This window comes from Yersinia antarctica (assembly GCF_056636475.1).
Genome location: NZ_JBSJQF010000001.1, coordinates 4,645,304 through 4,671,093, shown reverse-complemented (window position 1 = coordinate 4,671,093; position 25,790 = coordinate 4,645,304). Strand labels below are relative to the sequence as shown.

The window sequence follows — 25,790 nt, the reverse complement described above, 5'->3', positions numbered from 1 at the left end:
TCACCCGCAACGGCGCTAAGCGCCCGTAGCTCAGCTGGATAGAGCGCTGCCCTCCGGAGGCAGAGGTCTCAGGTTCGAATCCTGTCGGGCGCACCATTAATTTTGTGTGCAAGAGCTGCGGTGGTAAGATTGCCGCGTACGACGAAGTAAGCTGTAAAGAAGTTATGGTGGCTATAGCTCAGTTGGTAGAGCCCTGGATTGTGATTCCAGTTGTCGTGGGTTCGAGCCCCATTAGCCACCCCAAATTTTGTGGAACATGCGATGGTGGCGGAATTGGTAGACGCGCTAGCTTCAGGTGTTAGTGTCCTTACGGACGTGAGGGTTCAAGTCCCTCCCTTCGCACCACACAAACATGTAGATATTCATTAATATTTACATGGACATAGGTCGAAAGACCATGTAGAGTCAACAGTAAGAAATCGGCGAGTAGCGCAGCTTGGTAGCGCAACTGGTTTGGGACCAGTGGGTCGGAGGTTCGAATCCTCTCTCGCCGACCAATTTCAGAAGAAACCCCGCAATGCGGGGTTTTTTTTCGTCGGTATAATATCGATTCCCCATCATAGCCCTCTCTTTTCATCCTGTTGTATTGACGGTCGCTAATCCGACCTCACAGTCTGTCCTCCTTGTATTAGAACCTTTGTTGGCACCCTTTGATCAAATTAGTCCTATAGGGTGACCAGACTGGTGATTTATCAGGTAAAAGAATAGGTGTTGGTTTTTTGCGACAAAAGGCAGAGGCTTTGTCTCCAAACAGAGACATATAAGATTATGATAAACATAAAGAAAAACAATGATGAGTTATAACGTCGTTTTGTAGCGACAGATCACTTAGACAGTATTGGTCGCGCGATGGCTGGTGCGTTGTATCGCATCATCTATTAGGATGAAAATAAATTTATTATTTATCAGTCAATTAAACGCTTACTTGCGGGTAATTAGATGAAATTGCTCTCGGTTAGATGGAGTTGGCACGCTAAGTGCAATATCTACCCTGTAGATGCTCATCTCACTTATTATGATAGCGTGGTGTTTATAGCCAAATTAGCTTCATAAACCCAGAGATGATGCAGAGCCGATTTTAGGGTGCCTATTGTCCATGTAAACGATGTCGAATATCTTCATCACATACCGGGCATAACGTTGAGTGAGGCGCCGACATTGTTGTCTGTAGACCTGAAAATTTTAGACGCTTGCCTTTCCGGCAAGCGTTTTTTTTTGCATACCCTTCGTACTTGAAGCTGCAGGGTTGTTAGCTGCGCATACTTACCCGAATCACTTACCTGAGTAAGCTCATCGGGATGCGTTTGCTGGCTGCCTACCTGCAACTCCAATTACTTTGGGTATTCTTTGCTACTTGAAGCCGCAGGGTTGTTAGCTACGCTAGTTACTCGGCCCATCCGTGGGCCTCGCCTCGTTGAGGCCGCTGCAAGCAGCGTTCAAATCTACTCCCGACAGATTTGTCCCCCGAATCAGGAGCAGAAAAAAGGCCCCGTAGGAGCCTTTAGATTGCTGTTTTGCTAATGGTCAGAGCGATTCCCCATTCTGCCGCAAGGTCAACAGTAACCCCTCACGACGCGCCTGCGCTGCATCTTCAGGGCGATGCAGTTTATCCAGGGCATCAGCTAGCCATGCATAGTCATAACCGTCTGGACGCTGCTCAAGCGCTGCTTTAAAGGCTTCGTGGGCCTTCTCCCATTCACCGTGTTTTAGCATGAGTTGGCCCAAGGTGCTATTAAGTAGCGGGGTCGCGCCATGCTGCTTGATGTGCTGGCGCAATGCTTTCTCCAGCGGCTCTGGGTTACCTGATTTTAAGCGTGGGATCAGGAGTACTAAGCGCTCATCATACTGACGCTTCAGGCCATCCAGAATGATTTGCTGGGCGACATCATGATCGTCACACTCAATTAGATGTTCTGCCAGTGCGACTTGCAGCGGGATCTCATTGCGGACTTTACGGCTTTGATCTTTCCACCAGCGTTTCAGACCATCACTGCCTTCTTCCGCCATACATTGATTCATCATGCCAATATAAGCTTGCTGCTCCAATGCGGCGATTTCTTCTGGCGTATGGACCTGCACTTTGCTTATCGCGGGTAAAATTTCCAGCAATGAACTGTAAGCACCGGTACGCAGGAAAGCCTGTTCAGCCAGACGCAGCACTTCTGGGTGACGTGGAGCTTGATCCAATAAACGATCCACCCCATGGCGGGCCGCATGAACGTGGCCTTGCGCCAGTTGAATGCGCACTCGGGTGATATCTACCGGCAACTGATCTGTATCAGCAACTTCTGCTGCTCGTTCCAGATATTGATTGGTACGGAATTCATCGCCACGCTGTTGGGCAGCTTCCGCAGCCAGCAGGTAGTTCACCATCGGTTGTTCAGCATGATCGGCATTACGGGTGAGCAACTTTTCAACCTGCTTGAAATCCCCTTCGGCTAGTTTGATCAATGCAGCTTTGGTTTGCTTACGAGCGCGGGTGCGTTTGCGGCCCATAAACCAACCACGGGTACGGGCACCGGTGCGGAAAATACGGCGCAGTATCCATTCAATGATAAGGAACGCGACCAATACCAGCACCAATATAATCACCAGACCGGTCACGCTGGTCTCAACGTTATAGTTGTCAGTTTGAATCAATACATAGCCTTGGTGCCCAGCCAACATGGGGCCGAGGACGATGCCAGCGGTCAGGATAAGGAATAACAGTAAAACTCGCAGCATACTTATTCCCCCTGAGCGGCAACTGGCGGTTGTGCCAGTAAGTTACGAACCCGGGTTTGCATCAATTTTTCCAGCATTGGCTGGCTCTTCAATTGATCAGGTACGTCCATTGAGATTGACTGTTGACTCAGGCTCTCTAGCTCATCCAGAAAAGCTTTGGTGCTCGGGTCATTCACATCGAAATAAGCGCGAACCCAAGTGGAGATAGTCTCCAGTGACTGTTTGTACACTTCGTCTTGATGGCGAGGGACTGCCTGAGCCGCGACCAGCAAGCGGGAGCGAATATTCTCGCGTAAATAAACATCCTGATTCGGTGCCAGCAGTGGCTCTGCGCTACTATCACGGCGGCGGATAGTAATAAAATCAGACATAAAGCTGTGCCAGCTTTTGGTCAGATTCTGACGCCATTCGGCTAATGAACTGGACAGCTCATCGCTATCGGCATCCATCGGCGAATCATCGGTATTATTATCAGCCAAACGTAGATTATCCACCTGATTCGACAGCTGATTCAGTTTGAGGATAATGCCGTCAAAATCCACCTGGCTTACCGCCGAAAGGGTACTGATGTCCTCGGTGAGTGCGCGGCGTACGTCGATAAGACTTGGGTCATTCATGTCAGCCAGACTGGCATCGGCACTTTTCAGTAAAGTCGCTGCGGTGGCGACATCCTGATCACTCCACAGTTTGCGCCCCGCCATTTTCACCAGAAAATCCGCCTGGGCCAGTAGCCATGTTTTGGCATCGCTACCCGAAATAGTAGCGACTTTTTCCTGTAATTCATTAAGTTGGCGGATCAGCGAGGTTTGCTGACGATCTGCTGCTTCCAGCGCTTTGCCTTGCTGTTGTAGTAATGACTCAAGCTGCTGTTTTTCCTGCAATTGGCTCTGTTTTAGTTCAGCCAACTGTTCTTGTAGCGCGATATTCGCCACATCTTGTAACTGAGCCTGCTGCTGTCCGTGATAATAAAGCCCGGCACCCAGCGCGATAGCCAATGCAATAGCAATGGCACCCAGAATTGGGCCGGTTCGTTTCTCCCGGCGGCCTTCAGGTTCTGGCTGTTGGTGCCTCTCAACCGCAGTGGTTGTCTCTTCCACTGGTGCGGATGGGGTATTTTGTTCCGTCATATTGGGCATCCCATAGTCAGGTTTCAGGTTTATTGAAAGTCTTGTAGCGCGCGGATCAGCGCGTCATTATCCGCATTTTCTGCCACCCGGGTATCACGCCAGCCCATTTGGGCGGCCAGGGCAGCCAAACGCTCACTCACTACAACCAGGCGGCAGCGTAGCAGCCACGAAGAACGATAGTAATCAGGAACTAAAGTATAGATCTGTTGTAACATTTCGCCGCTAGTCACTACCAGAATATTGACCCCCGCACGTTGCCAATGCGCACTTTGCTCACTGCCATCATAAAAGATGGGGCTGCGTTGATAACATTCACAGTAGGTAATTGCCGCTCCTCGCTGTGCCAGGCTTTCGCCTAGCAGTTCCCGCCCGCCGTTACCGCGCAGTAACAGCACCTTTTTACCGGACAGTGTTTGCAGGTCTGGTAATGATAACAGCATCTCGCTGGTCTCCCCCATAGGGGGGAAGGTGACATGCAAACGGCTGGCAGTATGCAATGCCAATGCGGTGGTACGGCCAATAGCATAATAAGATAACTGTGCTGGCCATAACAGGTTATTTCTTTTTAACAGTGGGTTAGCGTAGCGGATAGCATTCTGTGATAACGCAAATACCAGATCGCCAGCTTGCATATCTTGGAGCAATGCCGGTAGTTTAGGCAGGTCTATCCCCGGAGAGAAATCAATCAATGGCGCATGATAGGCAACCCGGCCCAGCGCACGCAGGCGACTGACTAACTGCTCTCCAGCAGGAGATGGACGGGTTACCAAAATGGTCATAGTGGGGGGTTATCCTGATAAACATTGGCCAATATTGCGCGCGCACCACGTGATAGTAACTCATCGGCCAGCTCAATCCCCATTTGCTCTGCATTCTCAGCAGGGCCACGGCGCTCACCGCGAATGATCTCACTGCCATCCGGCGCACCGACTAATCCACGGAGCCACAGCGTGTTGCCTTCTAACTCAGCATAGCTGCCGATCGGCACCTGACAGCCTCCTTCGAGACGGGTGTTCATGGCTCGCTCGGCACACACTCGCAGCTCGGTTGCACGATGATTGAGTGGTGCCAGCAGTTGGCGGGTAAAATCGTCATCCAGGCGGCATTCAATGCCGACTGCACCCTGACCGACAGCCGGTAACGACTCCTCGGCGGGCATGGCGTAGCGAATCCGCGATGCCAATCCCAGGCGATTGAGGCCCGCAACCGCCAGTATAATCGCGTGGTAATCGCCGTTATCAAGCTTGGCAAGGCGAGTGCCTACATTACCCCGCAGGTCGCGGATAATCAGGTCCGGGCGACGCTCGCGCAATTGGCACTGGCGACGCAAGCTGGAGGTGCCGACGATGCTGCCCGCAGGTAAATCATCGAGATGAGCAAAATGTGGCGATACAAAAGCATCACGCGGATCATCGCGTTCACAAATGGTGACCAGACCCAAGCCCTCAGGGAAGGCGATAGGCACATCTTTCATGGAGTGGACGGCGATATCCGCACGGTCTTCCAGTAGGGCCAGCTCTAACTCTTTGACGAACAAGCCTTTACCACCGACTTTTGCCAGTGGGGTATCCAGAATGATGTCCCCACGGGTAACCATTGGGACCAACTCAACCTGCAAGCCGGGGTGATTGGCTTGCAGTAAATGTTGAACATAATGTGCTTGCCATAAGGCGAGCGGGCTTTGTCGCGTGGCAATTCGAATAATTTTGTCTAACATTGCTTGTTACCGTTTTATATTTTGCGGCCCATCCTATCATTGACCAGTGAATGCTGTCAGTGCGATAGCCACATAAAGACGACGGATAAGAGCACAAGAAAGCAGCTATTGTAACAAATACATGGCGGGATAACTTCTTCCTTAATACCACGGCGTCGTTATCAGCCAAGCTACCTGTGAATGTCAGCTAAGAAAGGGATAGATAGACATTACAATTGTAGGGATAGCTTTACGGTCAATCGGCAAGGTGTTAGATTGATCACGTTTCCAGCAATAATTCGTTAATTGTTATTCAAACAAAATGTCTTCAAACAAAATGTTTTTTGGTCAGTACAACAAAAAGTACATTTTTCGCTGAAAGTCAAAAAAAGTAATAAACGAATCTGGGACGCGGGTTTTTTTCTAAGCACCGGAACAATTCTAAGCACCGGAATAACCAGGCGAGACGTCTTGTACCTCTACATCGAGACACTGAAACAGCGACTGGATGCGATCAACCAATTACGAGTCGATCGCGCCTTGGCGGCTATGGGGCCAGCCTTCCAAAAGGTCTACAGTCTGCTACCGACCCTACTACATCATCATCATCCACTGATGCCGGGTTACCTTGATGGTAACGTTCCCCATGGCGTCTGCCTTTTTACGTCCAATGAAACGCAACAGGATTATCTGTCTGAGGTTGAAGCCAAGTGGGGCGAACCTTTGCAACAGAGTGTCGGCGGCGAACTGCCGATTACCGGCGTCTATTCTATGGGTAGCACTTCCTCTATTGGGCAATGCCATACTTCAGATCTTGATGTTTGGGTGTGCCATCAGGCCTGGCTCGATTCTGAAGAGCGTAACCGCTTGCAACAAAAATGCAGTTTGCTGGAAAAATGGGCTGCATCAATGGGTGTTGAAGTCAGCTTCTTCCTGATAGATGAAAACCGTTTCCGCCATAATGCCAGTGGCAGCTTGGGGGGCGAAGATTGCGGTTCAACCCAACACATATTATTGCTGGATGAGTTTTACCGCAGCGCGGTTCGTCTGGCAGGGAAACGTATTCTGTGGAATATGGTTCCGGTTGAAGAAGAAAATAATTATGACGATTACGTACTGTCGCTCTATGCGCAGGGCGTATTAACACCGAATGAGTGGCTGGATTTGGGCGGTTTGAGCACCCTGTCAGCCGAAGAGTATTTCGGTGCCAGTTTGTGGCAATTGTATAAAAGTATCGATTCGCCCTATAAGGCGGTGCTGAAAACCTTATTGCTGGAAGCGTATTCGTGGGAATACCCCAATTCTCAATTGCTGGCGATGGAGATCAAACAGCGCCTGCATGCCGGTGAAATTGTGGCCTTCGGTCTTGATGCTTATTGCATGATGCTTGATCGCGTCACTCGCTATCTGACCCAAATCAATGACACTACCCGTCTGAATTTGGTGCGGCGTTGTTTCTATCTGAAAGTGTGCGAAAAACTGTCCCGTAGCCCGGCGAGTGTCGGCTGGCGGCGTGAAATCCTCAGCCAACTGGTCAGTGAATGGGGTTGGAGTGACGAGAGTTTGGCGGTGCTGGATAACCGTGCTAACTGGAAGATTGAGCGGGTACGTGAAGCGCATAACGAGCTGTTGGATGCGATGATGCAGAGTTATCGCAATTTGATCCGTTTCGCGCGGCGCAACAATCTGAGTGTCAGTGCCAGTCCGCAGGATATCGGCGTTTTGACCCGTAAACTGTACGCGGCATTTGAAGCTTTACCTGGCAAAGTGACGCTGGTTAACCCGCAAATTTCACCGGATTTATCGGAAGAACATCTGACTTTCATTCATGTTCCGGCAGGTCGTGCTAACCGCGCGGGTTGGTACTTATATAATCAAGCGCCCTCTATGGATGCGATTGTGAGTCACCAGCCGCTGGAATATAACCGTTACCTGAACAAACTGGTGTCCTGGGCCTATTTCAACGGCCTGTTGACCAGCAAGACACGGCTACATATTAAAAGCGCCAATCTGTGCGATACGGTGAAATTGCAAGAATTGGTGACGGATATCTCTCACCACTTCCCGTTGCGCTTGCCTGCACCGACACCTAAAGCACTCTATAGCCCGTGTGAGATTCGCCATTTGGCGATTATCGTCAATTTAGAGCATGACCCGACAGCGGCTTTCCGCAATCAGGTGGTGCATTTTGATTTCCGTAAACTGGATGTATTCAGTTTTGGCGAGCAGCAGCAGTGTCTGGTGGGCAGTATCGATTTGCTGTATCGCAACTCCTGGAATGAAGTTCGAACCTTGCATTTCAGTGGTGAGCAGGCAGTGTTGGAAGCATTGAAAACCATTTTAGGCAAAATGCATCAGGATGCGGCTCCGCCGGAGTCAGTGGATGTGTTCTGTTACAGCCAGCATTTGCGTGGTTTGATTCGTACCCGCATTCAGCAGTTGGTTTCCGAGTGTATTGAGTTGCGCTTATCCAGTACCCGTCAGGAACCGGGCCGTTTTAAAGCGGTACGAGTTTCCGGCCAGACCTGGGGTTTGTTCTTTGAACGCCTGAGTGTTTCCGTTCAAAAATTGGAAAATGCGGTCGAATTTTACGGTGCGATTTCTAATAACAAACTGCATGGGTTATCGATTCAGGTAGAAACCGATCAAATTCATCTGCCGCCAGTGGTGGACGGTTTTGCCAGCGAAGGGATCATTCAGTTCTTCTTCGAAGGCACCGCAGATGAAAAAGGCTTTAACATTTATATTTTGGATGAATCAAACCGCGTTGAGGTTTATCACCACTGTGAGGGCAGTAAAGAGGAGTTGGTGCGAGATGTCAGCCGTTTTTATTCATCGTCTCACGACCGTTTTACCTACGGCTCCAGCTTTATTAACTTCAACCTGCCGCAGTTCTACCAAATTGTGCAATTAGATGGCCGTACCCAAGTGATCCCTTTTCGCAGCAACACGTTATCCCATCTATATATCGTCGACAAAGAGCCAAGCCAGCCTGCGCAGCAGTTGCAGTTACATTAATTTCCCCTGTGTCCCTGAAGCCGCAGGGGTGTTAGCTGCGCTAGTTACTCGGCCCATCCGTGGCCCTCGCCTCGTTGAGGCCGCTGCAAGCAGCGTTCAAATCTGCTCCCGACAGATTTGTCCCCCGAAGCACTGACTTGAGTCAGCTCATCGGGATGCGTTTGCTGGCTGCCTACCTGCAACTCCAATGACTTTGGGGAATGACCTGTGTCCTTGAAGCCGCATGCGCCTAGATAAAACTCACCTCTTCACCTGCCTGCGCACTAGCCGCTTGCGATAATTTGGCGAAGAATTCTTCGCCGCTGCGTGAGCAATACCAGTGGCCTTCACGATAATTGAAATGGTAACCACCCGCTTTAGTCGCCAACCATACCTGATGCAGTGGCTCTTGGCGGTTGATAACAATCTTACTGCCATTTTCGAATGTCAGGGTCATCACTCCGCCATTAGTTTCATAATCGACATCACTATCGCCGCTAAAACCATCCAGTGTCTCTTCAATGTAAAGCATCAATTGATCGGCTAACTGATGAAACTCGCTATCGTTCATATTCAATTCCTATTGCTTTTCATGATCCACCTGCGATTATAGAGAGCATGGACGCATGAATCACAAGTATTAATGCGATTATACCCTTCATACTTGAAGCCGCAGGGGTTAGCAGTGTGCACTCACCCGAATCAATTACCGATGTAAGTGCATTGGGATTCGTTTGCGGCCAACCTGCAACGCCAGATTCTTTGGGTATAATAGGTGCTAAAACAATTTACAGGCGTTAAAAATGAAAAAAGAATTATGTTGGCCGCTGGCGGCGATGATGGTATTCGCACTGGCGGGTTGTGGCTTGAAAGGCCCGTTATATTTTCCACCCGCTGACAAACCAAAAGTAGAAACCGCGCAACCGGATAGTGGTCAGGTAGAGCGAAACCAGCAGGACCTGTCAGGTACCAACCAGACAAAATCTATTGCCGGGCCGCAGTAATTATTTTTATCGCAGCCAGATTGAGTCAGTATTTAATTTGCCCGTGCCAAATTTAGCCGGTAAATGAAAGTCAGCGGAGTATGAAATGCAGTTCTCCAAAATGCACGGTCTTGGCAACGACTTTATGGTTGTCGATGCAGTTACCCAAAATGTTTACTTTTCGCCGGAGTTAATTCGTCGATTAGCAGACCGGCACACTGGCGTGGGCTTTGATCAGATGCTGGTGGTTGAACCGCCTTATGATCCTGAGCTGGATTTTCACTACCGTATTTTTAATGCCGATGGCAGCGAAGTTTCTCAGTGTGGCAATGGTGCACGTTGTTTTGCTCGGTTTGTTCGGTTGAAAGGGTTGACCAATAAACGTGATATCAGTGTGAGTACCCAAACTGGCCGCATGATATTGAGTGTTACTGAAGACGAGCTGGTTTGTGTCAATATGGGCGAGCCCAATTTTGACCCGCAAACGGTGCCTTTCAGAGCAACTAAAGCAGAGAAAACCTACATTTTACGCGCGGCGGAACATACGGTGTTGTGCGGCGTGGTATCAATGGGCAATCCTCACTGTGTGATGCAGGTTGATGATGTTTCGGTTGCTAATGTTGCCTTGCTGGGTCCAGTATTGGAAAGCCATGAACGCTTCCCCGAACGGGCTAATATTGGTTTTATGCAGGTGGTTAGCCGCGAGCATATTCGCTTACGGGTGTATGAGCGTGGTGCTGGCGAAACGCAAGCCTGTGGTAGCGGTGCTTGTGCAGCAGTGGCGGTGGGGATCCAGCAAGAGTTGTTGGCTGAAGAGGTTCATGTTGAACTGCCAGGCGGCAGTTTGCATATCAGTTGGAAAGGGCCGGGCCACCCACTGTATATGACCGGGCCGGCAACACATGTATATGATGGCTTCATTCATTTATAATATCCTGCGTACTTGAAACTGCAGGGTTGTTCGCTGCGCGCACTCACCCGAATCACTTACTTAAGTAAGTTCATCGGGATTCGCTTGCTGGCTGCCTACCTGCAATTCCAATTACGTTGGCTATAGGAACGGGTGTTAAATGAAAAGTTATGAGGAGCAGGCGTTAGCTGGCATCGAGTTGGACGACGATGCTGTCATGCAGTACTTATTGCAAAACCCTGACTTTTTTATCCGCAATGCCCGTCTGGTCGAACAGATGCATATTCCTCATCCTGTTCGCGGCAGTGTCTCGCTGGTGGAGTGGCAGCTAGGGCGACAACGTAATCAGATTGGTCAGTTGGAAGAAGAGATCACCTTGCTAATGGAGCAGGCGGGCTTGAATGAAGTGTTGTTTAATCGCTTGCTGCAACTACAAAGCAATTTGGCTGCGGCCAGCAGCTTGCAAGATATGCTTAATCGCTTGCAGCGCTGGGCACGCGACTTCGGCTTGGCAGGTGCTAATGTGCGCTTATTCAGTGACCGCTGGCATATTGGTGCGCCGTCTGATTTCACCCATTTGGCACTTGCCCGTCACGCCTTCGAGCCACTACGCATTCAGCGTTTGGGGAGCGATAACCATTATCTGGGCGGTTTGAACGGGCCGGAACTGCTGTTGTTATTGCCTCAGGCCAAGCAGGTAGGGTCGGTCGCACTCTCGTTACTGGGCAAAGATGGCGATCTAGGTGTCATTATCTTCAGCAGCCGTGATACGCAACATTATCAGCAGGGCATGGGTACCGTGATGCTGAATCAGTTATCAACGTTATTGCCGAGCCTGCTGGAGCGTTGGATAGAGCCGGTATGACCGAATTCAGTGCCTCACTTGCCCAGCAGGTAGAGGCTTTCTTGCGTTATCTCAAAGTTGAGCGTCAGCTCAGTCCATTGACTATTACCAGTTATCGACGCCAGCTACAGGCACTGATGGAAATGGGCGAGCAAATGGGCCTGGTGCACTGGCAGCAGCTTGACGCGGCTCAGGTGCGGTCACTGGTTTCTCGCAGTAAACGTGCCGGTTTACATTCCTCAAGCCTTGCGCTGCGCCTCTCAGCTTTGCGCAGCTTTCTTGATTGGCTGGTGAGTCAGGGCGTATTGCAGGCCAACCCCGCAAAAGGGGTGAGTACACCGCGTTCAGGCCGCCATCTGCCAAAAAATATTGATGTCGATGAGGTCGATAAACTGTTGGATATCGACCTCAATGATCCCTTGGCAGTCCGTGATCGGGCGATGCTGGAAGTGATGTATGGCGCGGGTTTGCGTCTATCCGAACTGGTTGGCATGAACTGCAAACACGTAGATTTAGCCAGCGGTGAAGTCTGGGTGATGGGGAAAGGCAGTAAAGAGCGTAAAGTGCCGATTGGCAGGACCGCAGTGACCTGGTTAGAGCATTGGCTGGAACTGCGCGAGTTATTTGAACCTGGTGACGATGCTATCTTTTTAGCCAATACCGGTAAGCGAATTTCAGCGCGCAATGTGCAAAAACGCTTTGCCGAATGGGGTGTAAAGCAAGGTGTCAGCAGCCATATTCACCCACACAAATTGCGCCACTCTTTCGCCACTCACATGTTGGAATCCAGTGGTGATTTGCGTGCGGTGCAGGAGCTACTGGGCCACGCCAATCTGACGACCACACAAATTTATACTCATCTCGACTTTCAACATCTGGCGACAGTGTATGATGCTGCTCATCCACGCGCCAAACGAGGCAAATCCTGATGCATTTTTATCGCCCACTCGAGAGTATTTCCGCCATTAGCTTCGATTTGGATGACACCCTGTATGATAATCGGCCAGTGATTACCCGCACTGAACAAGAGTCGGTGGCATTCTTACAGCAGTATCATCCCAATCTGGCGCAGTTACAGGCTGCTGATTTTCACCGTTTTCGCGCTGAATTGCTGGCGCAGGACCCGGGCATCTATCACGATGTTACCCAGTGGCGTTGGCATGCGATTGAACTGGGCTTGATACGTCATGGCTTAAGTAAGTCTGAGGCGCAATGTGGCGCTGATGCAGCCATGGAGAACTTTGCCCTATGGCGTAGCCGTATTTATGTGCCAGCGGCCACCCATGACACTTTGAGCGCGCTGGCGGAGCATTATCCGCTGGTGGCTATCACCAATGGTAATGCCGACCCTAAAGCCTGTGGTCTGGATCGATACTTCCAGTTTGTGCTGCGCTCCGGCCCCCATGGCCGTGCCAAGCCTTTCCGCGATATGTACCATAAAGCGGCAAACCATCTGGATATCCCACTCAAACAGATTCTGCATGTGGGTGATGATTTGACCACCGATGTCGCCGGTGCGCTACGTTGCGGTATGCAGGCTTGCTGGATTAATGACCGTCAGCAGAACCTGATGACGGCCAGTGATAGCCGCTTATTGCCACATATTGAGATTTCTCAGTTGGCTTCCCTGACAGCATTGCTATAATCCCCTGCAATAAATCTGTATAAATTCACAGTGGAATGGTGGCAAAATACCCGCATACTCGGCGATTTAGCTATTTTCCCTTACCCGATAAACGGTGCCTATGGACGTTTCTGATCTGCTCGACAGCCTGAATGAAAAACAACGCGAAGCCGTGGCTGCGCCACGCTGCAACCTGTTGGTCCTGGCCGGTGCAGGCAGTGGCAAAACCCGGGTGCTGGTTCATCGCATTGCCTGGTTGTTATCAGTAGAAAATGCGTCTCCGTACTCAATTATCGCAGTGACGTTCACCAATAAAGCGGCGGCCGAAATGCGCCACCGTATTGAACACTTGATTGGCACCAGTCAGGGCGGAATGTGGATTGGGACTTTCCATGGGTTGGCGCACCGCTTGCTGCGCGCTCACCATATGGATGCTAACTTGCCGCAGGATTTTCAGATTCTCGACAGCGACGACCAGCTACGGTTATTAAAACGTTTGGTTAAAGCACTGAATTTAGATGATAAACAATGGCCACCGCGTCAGGCGATGTGGTACATCAACGGCAAAAAAGACGAAGGATTACGGCCACAGCATATTGAGAGCTATGGCAATCCGGTTGAAGCCACCTGGCTGCGTATCTATCAGGCGTATCAGGAAGCTTGTGACCGCGCCGGTCTGGTAGATTTTGCCGAGCTGTTGCTGCGAGCACACGAATTGTGGCTAAACAAACCCCATATTCTTAATCATTATCGTGAACGCTTCACCAACATTTTGGTGGATGAGTTTCAGGATACCAACAATATCCAATACGCCTGGATCCGTCTGCTGGCAGGTGACCGTTCTAATGTGATGATTGTCGGTGACGATGACCAATCAATCTATGGCTGGCGTGGGGCGCAGGTGGAAAATATCCAGCGCTTCTTGAAAGATTTCCCCGGCGCTGAAACCATCCGGTTGGAGCAGAATTACCGTTCTACCAGCAATATTTTGACGGCAGCAAATACTCTGATTGCCAATAATGATGGCCGCATGGGGAAAAACCTGTGGACGGACGGTGCCGAAGGCGAACCGATCTCACTCTATTGCGCCTTTAACGAACTGGATGAAGCGCGCTTTGTGGTTAACCGCATCAAAGCCTGGCAGGACAACGGTGGTGCTCTGAATGATTGTGCCATCTTGTATCGTAGCAACGCCCAATCGCGTGTTTTGGAAGAAGCACTATTGCAGACCGCGATGCCGTACCGTATTTATGGCGGTCAGCGCTTCTTCGAACGTCAAGAGATTAAAGATGCACTGGCTTATCTGCGGCTAATTTCCAACCGCAATGATGATGCGGCTTTTGAGCGAGTGGTCAATACACCTACTCGCGGTATTGGCGATCGCACCTTAGATGTGGTGCGCCAAACCGCCCGTGACCGTCAGCTAACGCTGTGGCAATCAACCCGTGCCATGTTGCAGGAAAAAGTGCTGGCAGGCCGCGCAGCCTCTGCGCTGCAACGGTTTGTTGAGCTGGTCGACTCCCTGGCTCATGAAACGGCGGATATGCCGTTGCATGTCCAAAGTGACCGAGTGATTCGTGATTCCGGTTTGTGGTCGATGTACGAACAGGAAAAAGGTGAAAAGGGTCAGGCGCGCGTTGAGAACCTTGAAGAGCTGGTCAATGCGACCCGCCAATACAGTTATCAGGATGAAGATCAGGACCTGATGCCACTACAGGCATTTTTGTCTCATGCAGCGCTGGAAGCGGGAGAGGGGCAGGCCGATGCTTATCAGGATGCAGTGCAATTAATGACTCTCCATTCCGCGAAAGGCTTAGAGTTCCCACAGGTGTTCATTGTGGGTATGGAAGAGGGGATGTTCCCGAGCCAGATGTCACTGGATGAAGGTGGCCGCTTGGAAGAAGAGCGCCGACTGGCCTATGTCGGGGTCACCCGCGCGATGCAGAAACTGACACTTTGCTATGCTGAGAGCCGCCGTCTGTACGGCAAAGAAGTGAATCATCGGCCATCCCGCTTTATCGGCGAACTGCCGCAGGAATGCGTCGAAGAAGTACGGCTACGTGCAACGGTTTCTCGCCCGGTTAACCACCGCAATATGGGGACGCCGATGAATGAAAATGACAGTGGTTTCTCACTGGGTCAGCGGGTGCGTCATCCTAAATTTGGTGAAGGTACCGTGGTTAATCTGGAAGGTAGCGGCGAACACAGCCGGTTGCAAATTGCTTTCCCCGGAGAGGGGATTAAGTGGTTGGTCGCGGCTTACGCCCGATTAGAAGCCGTATAAATTTACCCTGCGGTCTTGACGCCGCAGGGGTGTTAGCGGCTCTCACTTGACTGTGTAAGCTCATCGGGATGCGTTCATTTGCTGTCTTGCTGCAACGCCAATAACTTTGGGTAATTAATGTAGCCGCGGCATTAGCGGCTCTCATCCTGAGGCGCTTGCTTGGCATCGGTTTCAGCCTGCAACAAAATCGCTTTCCCCATCCACTGCGTCACATCCTGAATACCCGCATCATCCAAATGCCAAATATCTTTCAGCACCATAAACACTTCTGAGCCATAGATTAACGAGAAAGCATAGATCACCCGTTGCAAGGCCTCCGGTGACAACTTCCCTTCCAGCGGCTCGACAGCCAGCTTCAATAACCGCTTACGGTTACCACGCACCAACTTTTCTTCACTGTTAGGATTGCTGCGGTCAGCCGCCCATTGTTGCAATGACAGATGCAGCGCGGCACGAAGTACACCTTCGTGTTGCAACATGCGTGGATAAGCAAAAGAGAGTAGTTCTGCAATGCGTTGCCGAGCATCTGGTTGGGTAGGCTGCCATGCCAATATCGGCCCAAGGCTTTCATCGACCATGGCAGAAACCAACGCACTTTGCGTCGGGAAATAACGATAAGCCGTAGCGCGCGAGAGTTGCGCCGCATTTGCTACGTCTGTTATCGACGGAAATGTCCCTTGTTCATACATCGACATCGCCGTATCGATCAGTAACCGTCGGGTTCTGGCTTTGATGGTGGTCAGTGATGGAGAGACGCGCTCCTGTTTATCCTGATTATGCACGGTCACTCCATGGTCAATAACGAGTATCTGCGCTCACTATAACAAACCGACCGCACAAATCGCCATGAATGCATTTCACCTGCAAACTAATTTTGAGACTCTAGTCTCAAAAATCAGCAGTATCCTTTGCGAAAATGATACTCTAGTCTCAATATGATTCTATCTTAACCAACTCGCTTCGTTGTTCGGCTGTAAGTAGAAAATAAACTTCCAATAAAAAGAAGTGAGCTACACGCGCATTCATAGAAGGATGTTCAGATGCCTCGTCATATTTTTATCGCGACTACCACAGATACCAAAGGCGAAGAGCTGACATATGTCAGTGAATTGATTAAAGCAACCGGGCTAACAACGGTCACGGTGGATTTATCGACTAAAGAAGGCCAACGAGCCAGTGGCGCAGATATCTCTGCCGAGACAGTAGCGGGCCATCACCCCGATGGGCGTCAGGCGGTGTTCTGTGGTGATAGGGGGCGGGCGATAAGTGCAATGGCCGTCGCTTTTGAGCGTTTTATTGCCAGCCGTGATGATGTGGCCGCGTTATTAGGTCTGGGAGGTTCCGGCGGCACCGCGCTGATTACACCGGCGATGCAAAGCTTACCGATTGGTATTCCTAAACTGATGGTATCTACCATGGCTTCTGGTGATGTTTCAGGTTACATCGGTGCCAGTGATATCGCCATGATGTATTCCGTCACCGATATTGCCGGGCTTAACCGCATTTCTCGTCGTGTACTGAGTAATGCCGCTCACCAGATTGCCGGAGCAGTCTATTTCGCCAAAGAAGAGTTACTGGTTGATGATAAACCGGCGCTGGGCTTGACCATGTTTGGTGTGACAACTCCCTGTATTCAGGCCGTCAGTGCCGCATTATCAGACGAATATGACTGTTTGGTGTTCCACGCCACAGGTAGCGGCGGCAAAGCTATGGAAAAACTGGCCGAAAGTGGCTTGCTGGCGGGGGCACTTGATCTGACCACCACCGAGGTCTGCGACCTGTTATTTGACGGGGTATTGGCCTGTGGGCCGGAACGCTTCGATGCTATTGCTCACAGCAACATCCCGTATGTCGGCTCTTGCGGTGCATTGGATATGGTCAACTTCGGCAGCCCGGCAACTATTCCGGCTAAATATGCCGATCGCTTGTTCTATAAACATAACGCCCAAGTGACACTGATGCGCACCACCGAGCAAGAGAATATTCAAATGGCACGCTGGATTGGTGAAAAGCTCAATCGTTGTCAGGGTGAAGTGCGCTTCTTAATTCCAGCCGGCGGATTCTCAGCATTGGATGCGCCGGGCCAGCCATTCTGGGATGAAAAAGCGTTGAAAGCCTTTATTGATACGCTGGAAGAGACCGTCATTCAAACGGATAAACGCCGCTTGGTGCACTATCCGTTCAACATCAATGACCCAGAATTTGCCCAGGCCGCAGTAGAAAACTTTAAAGAAATAACAAAGAGCCCATCCCATTAGGGCCATTTTATTCGTGGAGAGATATATGCCAAAATTTCAACGCCAGGCCATTTTAGCCAAATTTCGGGAAATGATTGCCCGCCGTGAGCCGATTATCGGTGGCGGTGCGGGCACAGGGCTGTCAGCTAAATGTGAAGAGGCTGGTGGAATTGATCTTATCGTTATCTATAACTCAGGCCGCTATCGTATGGCGGGGCGTGGGTCGCTGGCAGGTTTGCTGGCCTACGGGAATGCCAATGAAATCGTGGTCGATATGGCCAAAGAAGTGCTGCCGGTAGTCAAAAATACGCCAGTGCTGGCGGGAGTGAATGGTACTGACCCATTCTGTCAGTTCGATCACTTTTTGGACCAATTGAAAGCATTGGGTTTTTCTGGCGTGCAGAACTTCCCAACCGTTGGGTTAATTGACGGTAACTTCCGTGCCAATCTGGAAGAGACTGGCATGGGGTATGGCTTGGAAGTGGATATGATCCGCCTGGCTCACGAAAAAGATTTACTGACCACCCCATATGTTTTCAGTGCCGCCGATGCGGTTGCCATGACACAAGCGGGTGCTGACATTATTGTGCCACATATGGGGCTGACGACTGGCGGTAACATCGGTGCGGACACGGCACTGAAACTGGCGGACTGTGTGCCTCTGATTAATGACTGGGCTGCGGCGGCAAAAGCGGTACGTGAAGATATCATTGTGCTGTGTCACGGTGGGCCAATTTCCTCACCAGAAGATGCCCAATACATTATGGATAACTGCCCGCAATGTGACGGTTTTTATGGTGCCAGTTCGATGGAACGTCTGCCGACTGAAATTGCACTAACGGACACCACCAAACAGTTTAAAAATATAAAGCGTTGATATTTTGCCAATACCAAAGGGAAAGCCTGTTTTGTGAATTTTGCCGGTTTTTGGCTAAATGAAGATGCAGGATACACAAAACCGAAGTCGATGTTGGCTTCGGTTTTTTTTTGCTTTTTAGCCAGTTTATGCCAGATAGCTGCCGCCAAGATGTGTTATCGCCTGTTGTGTCTGTAACAACTAAAAATAAAGCTCACCTATTAACTACTTTTAACCGGTTGACAGTCTTTTTCTTCTCGGCGTAACATGCGCGCACTATTCTTGATGAGGACATTCGCCTTGGACACACCCAGTAGATACTGGCTCAATAACCTGTTCATATGGTGCAACTTCTAAGGCTATCCTCATATTTGCTGATAGCCTTCGTGGTTGTCAGCGGCCCCGCTAAGCCGTCGCTGTGAGTCAGATCTCCTTATGGTCTGAAACATAGAGTATTTATCAATACCTCGCTGTTTCTGTGCTTCAATGCGTTATCCCTATCCATCACCGCAAGGGAGTTTTGGCACATGCTGAGCGCATTTAAATTAAGTAACAATCGCTTATCCCGTTTGGAGCTGGATGAATCAGATGAGTCAGATGATCTGACCTCATCAATTTGGGTCGACTTAGTTGAACCGGAAGAAGGGGAGCGCGAACGCGTCCAGTCTGAGTTAGGGCAAAGCCTGGCGACCCGGCCAGAGTTGGACGACATCGAGGCTTCCGCCCGCTTCTTTGAAGATGAGGATGGCCTACATATCCACTCCTTCTTCTATTATGAAGATGCTGAAGACCATGCGGGTAACTCAACCGTGGCATTTACCATCCGTGATGGTCGCCTGTATACCCTGCGTGAGCGCGAGTTACCGGCTTTTCGTTTATATCGGATGCGGGCGCGTAACCAAACACTGGTTGATGGCAATGCCTATGAGCTGTTGCTGGATCTGTTCGAAACCAAAATTGAGCAGCTAGCCGATGAAATCGAAAACATTTATAGCGATTTGGAAGCCTTAAGTCGCGTCATTATGGAAGGGCAGCAAGGTGATGAATATGACGCCGCGTTGTCTACCTTAGCGGAACAGGAAGATATCGGCTGGAAAGTGCGCTTGTGTCTGATGGATACCCAGCGAGCACTGAATTTCTTGGTACGTAAAGCCCGCTTGCCGAGTGGTCAACTGGAGCAAGCCCGTGAGGTATTGCGCGATATTGAATCCCTATTGCCACACAATGAATCCCTGTTCCAGAAGGTTAACTTCCTGATGCAGGCAGCAATGGGCTTTATCAATATCGAGCAGAACCGGATTATCAAGATCTTCTCGGTGGTATCGGTGGTGTTCCTGCCGCCAACACTGGTGGCATCCAGCTACGGGATGAACTTTGAGTTTATGCCGGAATTGCGCTGGTCATTTGGCTATCCGGGCGCGATCAGTTTGATGATTATCGCGGGTTTAGCACCGTACTTGTATTTCAAACGCAAGAACTGGCTCTAACCTAACCTAACCTTCGCCCTTGAAGCTGCAGGGATGTTAGCTGCGTTCACGCACCCGAATCACTTGGACTGTGTAAGCTCATCGGGATGAGTTCACTGGCAGCCTACCTGCAACTTCAAGTTCTTTGGTTACCAATATCATAACTCGATGAGTAACCGGGCATTTTTGTCGGCTTGCTATCTAGGCGCGGCGCTTACGTTGGGTGTAGAGCGCATCCAATGTGAACAGCAACAGTGCCGCCCAGATAAAGGCGAAAGTCACCATTTTATCGTTGCCAATGGTTTCGCCGTAGAAGGTTACCGCCAGAATAAACATCAACGTTGGCCCGAGGTATTGGAAAAAGCCCAATGTCGATAGTTTTAAGCGAGTGGCGGCGGCGGTGAAGAACAGTAGCGGGATAGTGGTAATCACCCCGGCTGCTGCCAATAACAGGTTAAGCGACCACGCATTGGTGCTCATGTGGCTGGTTGGGCTATCGGCAATAAAGAACAGATACACCGCTGCTATCGGCAATAGCCACATAGTTTCCACCAGCATGCCGGTTTGGGCATCTATCCCGAGTTTTTTACGAATCAGACCGTATAAAGCAAAGCTTATCGCGAGTCCCAGGGCGATTATCGGTAGCGAGCCAAACTGCCATAATTGAATCAATACCCCGCCGAACGCTAATGCCACCGCAACCCACTGCATGCGACGAAAGCGCTCACCCAGAAACAACATGCCGAATAACACATTTACTAGCGGGTTAATGAAATAGCCCAAACTGGCTTCCAGCATATGATTGTGGTTTACCGCCCAGATAAACAACAGCCAGTTACTGGCAATCAACACAGCAGTAACTGCTAGCAATAACAGGCGTTTGCCGTTTCTACAGGCACTGCGTACCTGTGGCCAATTGCGGCTAACAGTTAGCAGAATCAACATAAAGAAAAATGACCAGATAATCCGATGAGTCAAAATTTCATCAGCCGGCACCTGCTGGATGAGCTTGAAATAAGCTGGGGCAATACCCCAAATAAAATAGGCTGCCAGAGCAAATAAAATGCCCTGACGGGTTCGTTGTTTATCCATGGTGTAGCTCGGGACAAGAAAGGAGATGCGGTGAGTGTACTTAACTTCGCGTTACGAATCATCACCGCTGACGGGCAAATCAGCCAACCAGATAAGTTGCCGTTGCGCTAGCGATATGCATTTGGCTTTCATTATGCAGCTCAACCCGGGCAACCGACACTTTATTGCCACTGCGTAAAATACTGCTGCTGGCAATAAAATGCTCGCCTCGGCCGGGGCGTAGATAGTCAACACGCAGATCGATAGTGCCCATTTTAGCCAGCTTCATTTGCAATTGTTCTTTAATGAGCGGTTCATGGCGTACCAGGCTATTCCCAACGCACACCAGTCCGGCAGCAACATCCAGCACTGCGGCAATAACGCCACCATGCAAAATTCGTTGTGCAATATTGCCAACTAACTTGTCATTATTATCGAAAGCAATCTCGGCGTAATCTTGCTCGAAACGGGTTAATCGCAGACCAAGCTCACGGTTAAATGGCATGTGATACACAAATACTTCGCCAATCATGCGGCGAGCATCCTCTAACGTTAAAGTTGTTACTGGCATTTTTCCCTATTCTCTTCTTGGTTGCCGATAAGCAATCATAGTGTAAGTTAACGAATTGTTTATTTTATGCTTCTGTTTTGTTGTTTTCCAGCCGTTAAGCCATAAATATAAACAACACTAATATCAGATAACATTTGTGTGTAGAATGAGCTGTTTTCATTACAAATAGAAATAATCCGTAAGGTGATGGGGGAATAATGGGAAGATTTTGGCGGATACTGATAGCGCTGTTACTGGTGCCAACGTTGGCACAGGCAGAAGCTGCAACGGTTGAGAAGATTCATGATGCACCTGAGGTGCGTGGTAGTATTATTGCGGCAATGTTGCAGGATCACGATAATCCGTTTCTGCTTTATCCATATGAAACAAACTATCTGTTATATACCTATACCAGTAATATCAATAAAGATGCTATCAGCTCTTATGATTGGGCTGAAAATGCCAAGAGGGATGAAGTTAAATTCCAACTGAGTTTAGGTTTCCCTATTTGGCGTGGTATTGCCGGTGATAACTCATTACTGGGTGCTTCTTATACGCAACGTTCTTGGTGGCAGGCATCCAATAGTGATGAGTCCTCGCCATTCCGCGAAACAAACTATGAACCGCAACTGTTCCTGGCATGGGCAACTGATTACGAGTTGGCGGGCTGGACTTTCCGTGAAGTAGAGTTTGGTTATAACCACCAGTCTAACGGTAAAGCGGATCCAACCTCACGTAGCTGGGATCGTGTATACACCCGTGTGATGGCACAGCGTGGCAATTTAGAAATTGACTTGAAGCCTTGGTATCGTCTGCCAGAAAGCGACGAGAAAGATGACAACCCGGATATCAATAAATACATGGGTTATTATCGTCTGAAAGTCGGTTATGCCTTGGGTGACAGTGTATTCAGCGTGGATGGCCATTATAACTGGAATACCGGTTACGGCGGCGCAGAAATGGGCTGGAGCTATCCTATCACCAAGCATGTTCGTTTCTATACCCAAGTGTTCAGTGGCTATGGTGAGTCAATGATTGACTATAACTTTAGGCAAACACGGGTGGGTGTGGGTATCATGTTAAACGATGTCCTTTAACGTCATCCGGCGTTAGAAAAGTTTCAGACACAGGCCGGTTAACCGGCCTGTGCAGATCTTATAGTTGGGGAAGAGTGTGTCGACCGCAGCAGTGATAAATAGGGAATTACTGGCAGTGCAGGTATTGCGAGATACTTTCGGCTATCAGCAATTCCGGCCCGGACAACAGGAAATTATCAACGCCACCCTATCAGGGCAAGACTGTCTGGTAGTGATGCCTACCGGTGGTGGTAAGTCCTTGTGTTATCAGATTCCGGCACTGGTGACGGATGGGTTGACGCTGGTAGTCTCTCCGTTGATCTCGCTCATGAAGGATCAGGTCGACCAACTGCTGGCCTACGGCGTTGGTGCGGGGTGCTTAAACTCGTCGCAAACGCGTGAACAACAGTTAGCCGTGATGGACGGTTGCCGTAGCGGTCAGATTAAGCTGCTGTATATTGCTCCAGAACGCTTGGTCATGGAGAGTTTCCTCGATCAATTGTATCAGTGGCGGCCAGCTTTATTGGCGGTGGATGAGGCGCACTGTATTTCTCAATGGGGTCATGATTTCCGCCCGGAATATCGTGCTCTAGGCCAGTTAAAGCAACGTTTCCCTGATTTACCGGTTATTGCGCTCACTGCCACGGCGGATGACGCGACGCGGGGGGATATTGTTCGTCTGCTTAATCTGGATCAGCCACTGATTCAAGTCAGCAGTTTTGACCGCCCCAATATCCGTTACACCTTGGTAGAGAAGTTCAAACCGCTCGATCAATTATGGCGTTTTGTGCAAGACCAACGCGGCAAAAGTGGCATTATCTATTGTAACAGCCGGGCAAAAGTGGAAGACACCACCGCCCGTTTGCAGAGCCGTGGCTTAAGTGTGGCGGCCTACCATGCCGGGCTGGATAACGAGCGTCGGGGACAGGTGCAGGAAGCATTCCAGCGCGATGATCTGCAAGTGGTGGTCGCGACCGTGGCCTTTGGTATGGGGATTAACAAACCCAACGTCCGCTTTGTGGTGCATTTTGATATCCCGCGCACTATCGAGTCTTATTATCAGGAAACCGGCCGTGCCGGGCGTGATGGCCTGCCTGCTGAAGCCATGTTGCTGTACGATCCGGCGGATATGGCGTGGTTACGTCGCTGTCTGGAAGAGAAACCAGCAGGGGCACAGCAAGATATTGAACGGCATAAATTAAATGCTATGGGCGCTTTTGCGGAGGCGCAGACTTGTCGTCGTCTGGTGCTGCTCAACTATTTTGGTGAGGGTAAACAGCAGTCGTGTGGTAACTGTGATATTTGCCTCGATCCGCCGAAGCGCTACGATGGGTTGGCTGATGCACAAAAAGCCCTCTCGTGTGTTTATCGTGTCGGACAGCGGTTTGGTCTGGGGTATATTGTCGAGGTGCTGCGCGGGGCGAATAACCAGCGTATCCGTGAAATGGGTCATGACAAGTTATCAGTGTATGGGATTGGCCGCGAACAAAGCCACGAACACTGGGTCAGTATATTGCGCCAGCTTATCCATCTCGGGTTGCTGAGCCAAAATATCGCAATGTTTTCAGCGTTACAACTGACTGAGGCCGCTCGCCCGATTCTGCGTGCTGAATTGCCGTTACAATTGGCAGTGCCGCGTATTCAGAGCCTGAAAGTGCGCAGTAGCGCTAATCAAAAATCTTATGGCGGCAATTATGATCGCAAGTTGTTCGCCAAATTGCGCAAGTTGCGTAAATCTATCGCTGACGAAGGCAATATTCCGCCTTATGTGGTGTTTAACGATGCTACCTTGCTGGAGATGGCGGAACAGATGCCGATTACTGCCAGCGAGCTGTTGAGCGTCAATGGTGTTGGGCAACGCAAACTGGAGCGTTTTGGCGCGCCGTTTATGGCGATGATCCGCGACCATGTAGACAACAACGACGACTAACCGGTCGCCTTTCGCTAACGCCGCTGCGATTTTCGGTTCGCAGGGTATATGAGAATCTATCATGTTGATGCTATTCCTTACCGTTGCGCTGGTCCATCTGGTTGCATTAATGAGCCCAGGGCCGGATTTCTTTTTTGTCTCGCAAACTGCAGCCAGCCGTTCGCGCCGTGAGGCGATGATGGGGGTGGTCGGGATCTCGCTGGGAATTGTTATCTGGGCTGGTGTGGCGCTGATGGGGTTGAACCTTATCTTGCAGAAAATGGCGTGGTTACATCAGATTATTATGGTCGGTGGTGGGCTATATCTGTGCTGGATGGGGTGGCAACTGCTGAAATCTGCCCGAGCCAAACGTCATGGTAGCGAGGGGGTGGTTCAAGTTGCATTACCCGCCCGTGGTCGGACCTTCCTGCGCGGCTTCCTGACTAATCTGTCGAACCCGAAAGCCGTTATCTATTTCGGCAGTGTGTTCTCACTATTTGTTGGCGATGACGTCAGTGCGGGTGCGCGCTGGGGCTTGTTTGTGCTGATTGTTGGTGAAACCTTCGTTTGGTTCACTATTGTCGCCTGCGTATTTGCCTTGCCGGTGATGCGCCGTGGCTATCAGCGTTTATCAAAATGGATTGATGGACTGGCGGGGGTACTGTTTGCCGGTTTTGGTATCCATTTGATCTTATCGCGCTAATTAATGCCCCAACTGGCAGATGATGCCGGTTGGGTAATCATTTGTTTGAATTAGCATTACACTTTTCTGGCGGTTGCCAATAACGCGCCTACCAGCATAAATAAGCCACCAAATATCCGGTTCAGTAATTTCATTTGTTGTGGTGATTTAATCCAGCCAGCAATTCGGGTAGCGAGGGTGGCGTAACCAATCATCACAATAATATCAACCACCACGCTGGTGGTGCCGAGAATCAGATATTGCGCCACTTGCGGTTGGTGTGGCAGCACAAATTGTGGGAATAATGCCGCTAGAAAAACGATGCTTTTTGGGTTGGTAAGGTTAACAAACACCGCGCGTTTAAACAGTTTTCGCCGCGGCATACTGTTGGCTAGCGCATGCAGATCCAGCGCACCGGCAGCGCGCCATTGCTGAATCCCAAGCCAGATTAAGTAAGCCGCACCAAGCCATTTTAGTATTTCAAATGCCAGCAAGGATTGTGAAATCAGTGCACCCAACCCCACGCCAACTAATACAATGTGCACGGCTAATCCCAATTGCAGCCCGCAAATTGAGGCCACAACCCCGCGCGTACCGTGGCTGATGGCGGTGCTCATGGTGTTAATGGCCCCAGAACCAGGGGACAGGCTGAGGATCAATGTGGTCAGTAGATAGGTTAACCACCAGTCTAAGGTCATCGGCAAAGCTCCCTGAATGCATAAATTTATGCCACAATACTCTATTGCTAATAGTT

At 50.1% G+C, this 25,790-nt stretch carries 22 protein-coding genes and 4 tRNA genes; 17 read left to right on the top strand and 9 right to left on the bottom strand.

The window, feature by feature from the left end; translation table 11 throughout:
- Positions 1 to 19: 19 nt before the first annotated feature.
- The 4 genes from ACWJJO_RS21565 (at position 20) to ACWJJO_RS21550 (ending at position 497) form a co-directional block, all read left to right on the top strand.
- A tRNA-Arg gene (locus ACWJJO_RS21565) sits at positions 20 to 96 on the top strand.
- A gap of 71 nt (positions 97 to 167) precedes the next feature.
- A tRNA-His gene (locus ACWJJO_RS21560) sits at positions 168 to 243 on the top strand.
- Between the two features lie 15 nt (positions 244 to 258).
- Positions 259 to 345: transfer RNA gene (locus ACWJJO_RS21555), tRNA-Leu, on the top strand.
- Positions 346 to 420: 75 nt separating this feature from the next.
- Positions 421 to 497 (top strand) — tRNA-Pro (locus ACWJJO_RS21550).
- 1,027 nt (positions 498 to 1,524) lie between these two features.
- Here the strand turns inward: ACWJJO_RS21550 and hemY are convergent.
- The 4 genes from hemY to hemC are packed head-to-tail and all read right to left on the bottom strand — an operon-like array spanning position 1,525 to position 5,568.
- Complete coding sequence (hemY, locus tag ACWJJO_RS21545; RefSeq protein ID WP_372569760.1) at positions 1,525 to 2,724, bottom strand: protoheme IX biogenesis protein HemY; 1,200 nt, start codon at positions 2,722 to 2,724, stop codon at positions 1,525 to 1,527.
- Positions 2,725 to 2,726: 2 nt separating this feature from the next.
- On the bottom strand, positions 2,727 to 3,851 hold the full coding sequence (gene hemX, locus ACWJJO_RS21540; RefSeq protein WP_083161894.1) for a uroporphyrinogen-III C-methyltransferase: 1,125 nt from the start codon (positions 3,849 to 3,851) through the stop codon (positions 2,727 to 2,729).
- A gap of 29 nt (positions 3,852 to 3,880) precedes the next feature.
- Entirely contained in the window at positions 3,881 to 4,630 is a 750-nt protein-coding gene (gene hemD / locus ACWJJO_RS21535; protein WP_083161896.1) for a uroporphyrinogen-III synthase, read from the bottom strand.
- Positions 4,627 to 5,568, bottom strand: a complete 942-nt coding sequence (gene hemC, locus ACWJJO_RS21530) for a hydroxymethylbilane synthase (protein WP_372569759.1) — start codon at positions 5,566 to 5,568, stop codon at positions 4,627 to 4,629. The genes hemD and hemC overlap by 4 nt, the downstream gene beginning before the upstream one ends.
- A gap of 450 nt (positions 5,569 to 6,018) precedes the next feature.
- Between hemC and ACWJJO_RS21525 the strand changes: the two genes are divergently transcribed.
- Positions 6,019 to 8,565, top strand: a complete 2,547-nt coding sequence (locus ACWJJO_RS21525) for a class I adenylate cyclase (RefSeq protein WP_083161901.1) — start codon at positions 6,019 to 6,021, stop codon at positions 8,563 to 8,565.
- A gap of 229 nt (positions 8,566 to 8,794) precedes the next feature.
- On the opposite strand, the gene cyaY is transcribed toward ACWJJO_RS21525, so the two are convergent.
- Positions 8,795 to 9,115 (bottom strand): iron donor protein CyaY, encoded by a 321-nt coding sequence (cyaY, locus tag ACWJJO_RS21520; RefSeq protein WP_083161903.1) that lies wholly within the window; start codon positions 9,113 to 9,115, stop codon positions 8,795 to 8,797.
- Between the two features lie 232 nt (positions 9,116 to 9,347).
- On the opposite strand from cyaY, the gene lptM reads away from it, so the two are divergent.
- The 6 genes from lptM to uvrD all read left to right on the top strand — a co-directional run bounded on the left by lptM (position 9,348) and on the right by uvrD (position 15,189).
- Positions 9,348 to 9,548, top strand: a complete 201-nt coding sequence (gene lptM / locus ACWJJO_RS21515) for an LPS translocon maturation chaperone LptM (RefSeq protein ID WP_083161905.1) — start codon at positions 9,348 to 9,350, stop codon at positions 9,546 to 9,548.
- Between the two features lie 85 nt (positions 9,549 to 9,633).
- Entirely contained in the window at positions 9,634 to 10,458 is an 825-nt protein-coding gene (dapF, locus tag ACWJJO_RS21510; protein WP_372569757.1) for a diaminopimelate epimerase, read from the top strand.
- 139 nt (positions 10,459 to 10,597) lie between these two features.
- The gene (locus ACWJJO_RS21505) at positions 10,598 to 11,302 is read left to right on the top strand and encodes a DUF484 domain-containing protein (protein WP_083161909.1); all 705 of its coding nucleotides are present in this window, start codon (positions 10,598 to 10,600) and stop codon (positions 11,300 to 11,302) included.
- The gene (gene xerC / locus ACWJJO_RS21500) at positions 11,299 to 12,210 is read left to right on the top strand and encodes a tyrosine recombinase XerC (RefSeq protein ID WP_083161911.1); all 912 of its coding nucleotides are present in this window, start codon (positions 11,299 to 11,301) and stop codon (positions 12,208 to 12,210) included. Before ACWJJO_RS21505 ends, xerC begins: the two co-directional genes overlap by 4 nt.
- Positions 12,210 to 12,926, top strand: a complete 717-nt coding sequence (gene yigB, locus ACWJJO_RS21495; RefSeq protein WP_083161913.1) for a 5-amino-6-(5-phospho-D-ribitylamino)uracil phosphatase YigB — start codon at positions 12,210 to 12,212, stop codon at positions 12,924 to 12,926. The genes xerC and yigB overlap by 1 nt, the downstream gene beginning before the upstream one ends.
- Positions 12,927 to 13,026: 100 nt before the next feature.
- The gene (uvrD, locus tag ACWJJO_RS21490; protein ID WP_050073972.1) at positions 13,027 to 15,189 is read left to right on the top strand and encodes a DNA helicase II; all 2,163 of its coding nucleotides are present in this window, start codon (positions 13,027 to 13,029) and stop codon (positions 15,187 to 15,189) included.
- Between the two features lie 131 nt (positions 15,190 to 15,320).
- Here uvrD and ACWJJO_RS21485 read toward each other — a convergent pair whose 3' ends face one another.
- Positions 15,321 to 15,971 (bottom strand): TetR/AcrR family transcriptional regulator, encoded by a 651-nt coding sequence (locus ACWJJO_RS21485; protein WP_102970516.1) that lies wholly within the window; start codon positions 15,969 to 15,971, stop codon positions 15,321 to 15,323.
- Positions 15,972 to 16,229: 258 nt separating this feature from the next.
- Here ACWJJO_RS21485 and ACWJJO_RS21480 point away from each other — a divergent pair, with 258 nt between their 5' ends.
- From ACWJJO_RS21480 to corA, 3 genes are all read left to right on the top strand, one after another.
- The gene (locus ACWJJO_RS21480; RefSeq protein ID WP_083161915.1) at positions 16,230 to 17,447 is read left to right on the top strand and encodes a Tm-1-like ATP-binding domain-containing protein; all 1,218 of its coding nucleotides are present in this window, start codon (positions 16,230 to 16,232) and stop codon (positions 17,445 to 17,447) included.
- Positions 17,448 to 17,472: 25 nt separating this feature from the next.
- Positions 17,473 to 18,303 (top strand): phosphoenolpyruvate hydrolase family protein, encoded by an 831-nt coding sequence (locus ACWJJO_RS21475; protein WP_083161917.1) that lies wholly within the window; start codon positions 17,473 to 17,475, stop codon positions 18,301 to 18,303.
- A 506-nt stretch (positions 18,304 to 18,809) separates the two neighbouring features.
- Entirely contained in the window at positions 18,810 to 19,769 is a 960-nt protein-coding gene (corA, locus tag ACWJJO_RS21470; RefSeq protein ID WP_005188027.1) for a magnesium/cobalt transporter CorA, read from the top strand.
- A gap of 180 nt (positions 19,770 to 19,949) precedes the next feature.
- Here corA and rarD read toward each other — a convergent pair whose 3' ends face one another.
- Positions 19,950 to 20,840 (bottom strand): EamA family transporter RarD, encoded by an 891-nt coding sequence (rarD, locus tag ACWJJO_RS21465; protein ID WP_083161919.1) that lies wholly within the window; start codon positions 20,838 to 20,840, stop codon positions 19,950 to 19,952.
- A 79-nt stretch (positions 20,841 to 20,919) separates the two neighbouring features.
- The gene (locus tag ACWJJO_RS21460; RefSeq protein ID WP_083161922.1) at positions 20,920 to 21,390 is read right to left on the bottom strand and encodes a thioesterase family protein; all 471 of its coding nucleotides are present in this window, start codon (positions 21,388 to 21,390) and stop codon (positions 20,920 to 20,922) included.
- A 197-nt stretch (positions 21,391 to 21,587) separates the two neighbouring features.
- Here ACWJJO_RS21460 and pldA point away from each other — a divergent pair, with 197 nt between their 5' ends.
- The 3 genes from pldA (at position 21,588) to rhtC (ending at position 25,057) form a co-directional block, all read left to right on the top strand.
- Complete coding sequence (pldA, locus tag ACWJJO_RS21455) at positions 21,588 to 22,466, top strand: phospholipase A (RefSeq protein ID WP_083161924.1); 879 nt, start codon at positions 21,588 to 21,590, stop codon at positions 22,464 to 22,466.
- 76 nt (positions 22,467 to 22,542) lie between these two features.
- On the top strand, positions 22,543 to 24,375 hold the full coding sequence (recQ, locus tag ACWJJO_RS21450; RefSeq protein WP_083161926.1) for an ATP-dependent DNA helicase RecQ: 1,833 nt from the start codon (positions 22,543 to 22,545) through the stop codon (positions 24,373 to 24,375).
- A 61-nt stretch (positions 24,376 to 24,436) separates the two neighbouring features.
- On the top strand, positions 24,437 to 25,057 hold the full coding sequence (rhtC, locus tag ACWJJO_RS21445) for a threonine export protein RhtC (RefSeq protein WP_083161929.1): 621 nt from the start codon (positions 24,437 to 24,439) through the stop codon (positions 25,055 to 25,057).
- A gap of 56 nt (positions 25,058 to 25,113) precedes the next feature.
- On the opposite strand, the gene rhtB is transcribed toward rhtC, so the two are convergent.
- Positions 25,114 to 25,734, bottom strand: coding sequence for a homoserine/homoserine lactone efflux protein (gene rhtB / locus ACWJJO_RS21440; protein ID WP_005188003.1), 621 nt, complete (start codon positions 25,732 to 25,734; stop codon positions 25,114 to 25,116).
- Between the last annotated feature and the right edge of the window lie 56 nt (positions 25,735 to 25,790).

What these genes read in the sequence shown, in the direction of transcription:
- hemX (WP_083161894.1), bottom strand. Translation starts at nt 3,851, where the DNA reads ATGACGGAACAAAATACCCCATCCGCACCAGTGGAAGAGACAACCACT.
- pldA (WP_083161924.1), top strand. Translation starts at nt 21,588, where the DNA reads ATGGGAAGATTTTGGCGGATACTGATAGCGCTGTTACTGGTGCCAACG.
- rhtC (WP_083161929.1), top strand. Translation starts at nt 24,437, where the DNA reads ATGTTGATGCTATTCCTTACCGTTGCGCTGGTCCATCTGGTTGCATTA.
- dapF (WP_372569757.1), top strand. Translation starts at nt 9,634, where the DNA reads ATGCAGTTCTCCAAAATGCACGGTCTTGGCAACGACTTTATGGTTGTC.
- rhtB (WP_005188003.1), bottom strand. Translation starts at nt 25,734, where the DNA reads ATGACCTTAGACTGGTGGTTAACCTATCTACTGACCACATTGATCCTC.
- hemD (WP_083161896.1), bottom strand. Translation starts at nt 4,630, where the DNA reads ATGACCATTTTGGTAACCCGTCCATCTCCTGCTGGAGAGCAGTTAGTC.
- xerC (WP_083161911.1), top strand. Translation starts at nt 11,299, where the DNA reads ATGACCGAATTCAGTGCCTCACTTGCCCAGCAGGTAGAGGCTTTCTTG.
- ACWJJO_RS21475 (WP_083161917.1), top strand. Translation starts at nt 17,473, where the DNA reads ATGCCAAAATTTCAACGCCAGGCCATTTTAGCCAAATTTCGGGAAATG.
- hemY (WP_372569760.1), bottom strand. Translation starts at nt 2,724, where the DNA reads ATGCTGCGAGTTTTACTGTTATTCCTTATCCTGACCGCTGGCATCGTC.
- cyaY (WP_083161903.1), bottom strand. Translation starts at nt 9,115, where the DNA reads ATGAACGATAGCGAGTTTCATCAGTTAGCCGATCAATTGATGCTTTAC.
- hemC (WP_372569759.1), bottom strand. Translation starts at nt 5,568, where the DNA reads ATGTTAGACAAAATTATTCGAATTGCCACGCGACAAAGCCCGCTCGCC.
- ACWJJO_RS21480 (WP_083161915.1), top strand. Translation starts at nt 16,230, where the DNA reads ATGCCTCGTCATATTTTTATCGCGACTACCACAGATACCAAAGGCGAA.
- uvrD (WP_050073972.1), top strand. Translation starts at nt 13,027, where the DNA reads ATGGACGTTTCTGATCTGCTCGACAGCCTGAATGAAAAACAACGCGAA.
- corA (WP_005188027.1), top strand. Translation starts at nt 18,810, where the DNA reads ATGCTGAGCGCATTTAAATTAAGTAACAATCGCTTATCCCGTTTGGAG.
- ACWJJO_RS21505 (WP_083161909.1), top strand. Translation starts at nt 10,598, where the DNA reads ATGAAAAGTTATGAGGAGCAGGCGTTAGCTGGCATCGAGTTGGACGAC.
- yigB (WP_083161913.1), top strand. Translation starts at nt 12,210, where the DNA reads ATGCATTTTTATCGCCCACTCGAGAGTATTTCCGCCATTAGCTTCGAT.
- rarD (WP_083161919.1), bottom strand. Translation starts at nt 20,840, where the DNA reads ATGGATAAACAACGAACCCGTCAGGGCATTTTATTTGCTCTGGCAGCC.
- lptM (WP_083161905.1), top strand. Translation starts at nt 9,348, where the DNA reads ATGAAAAAAGAATTATGTTGGCCGCTGGCGGCGATGATGGTATTCGCA.
- ACWJJO_RS21460 (WP_083161922.1), bottom strand. Translation starts at nt 21,390, where the DNA reads ATGCCAGTAACAACTTTAACGTTAGAGGATGCTCGCCGCATGATTGGC.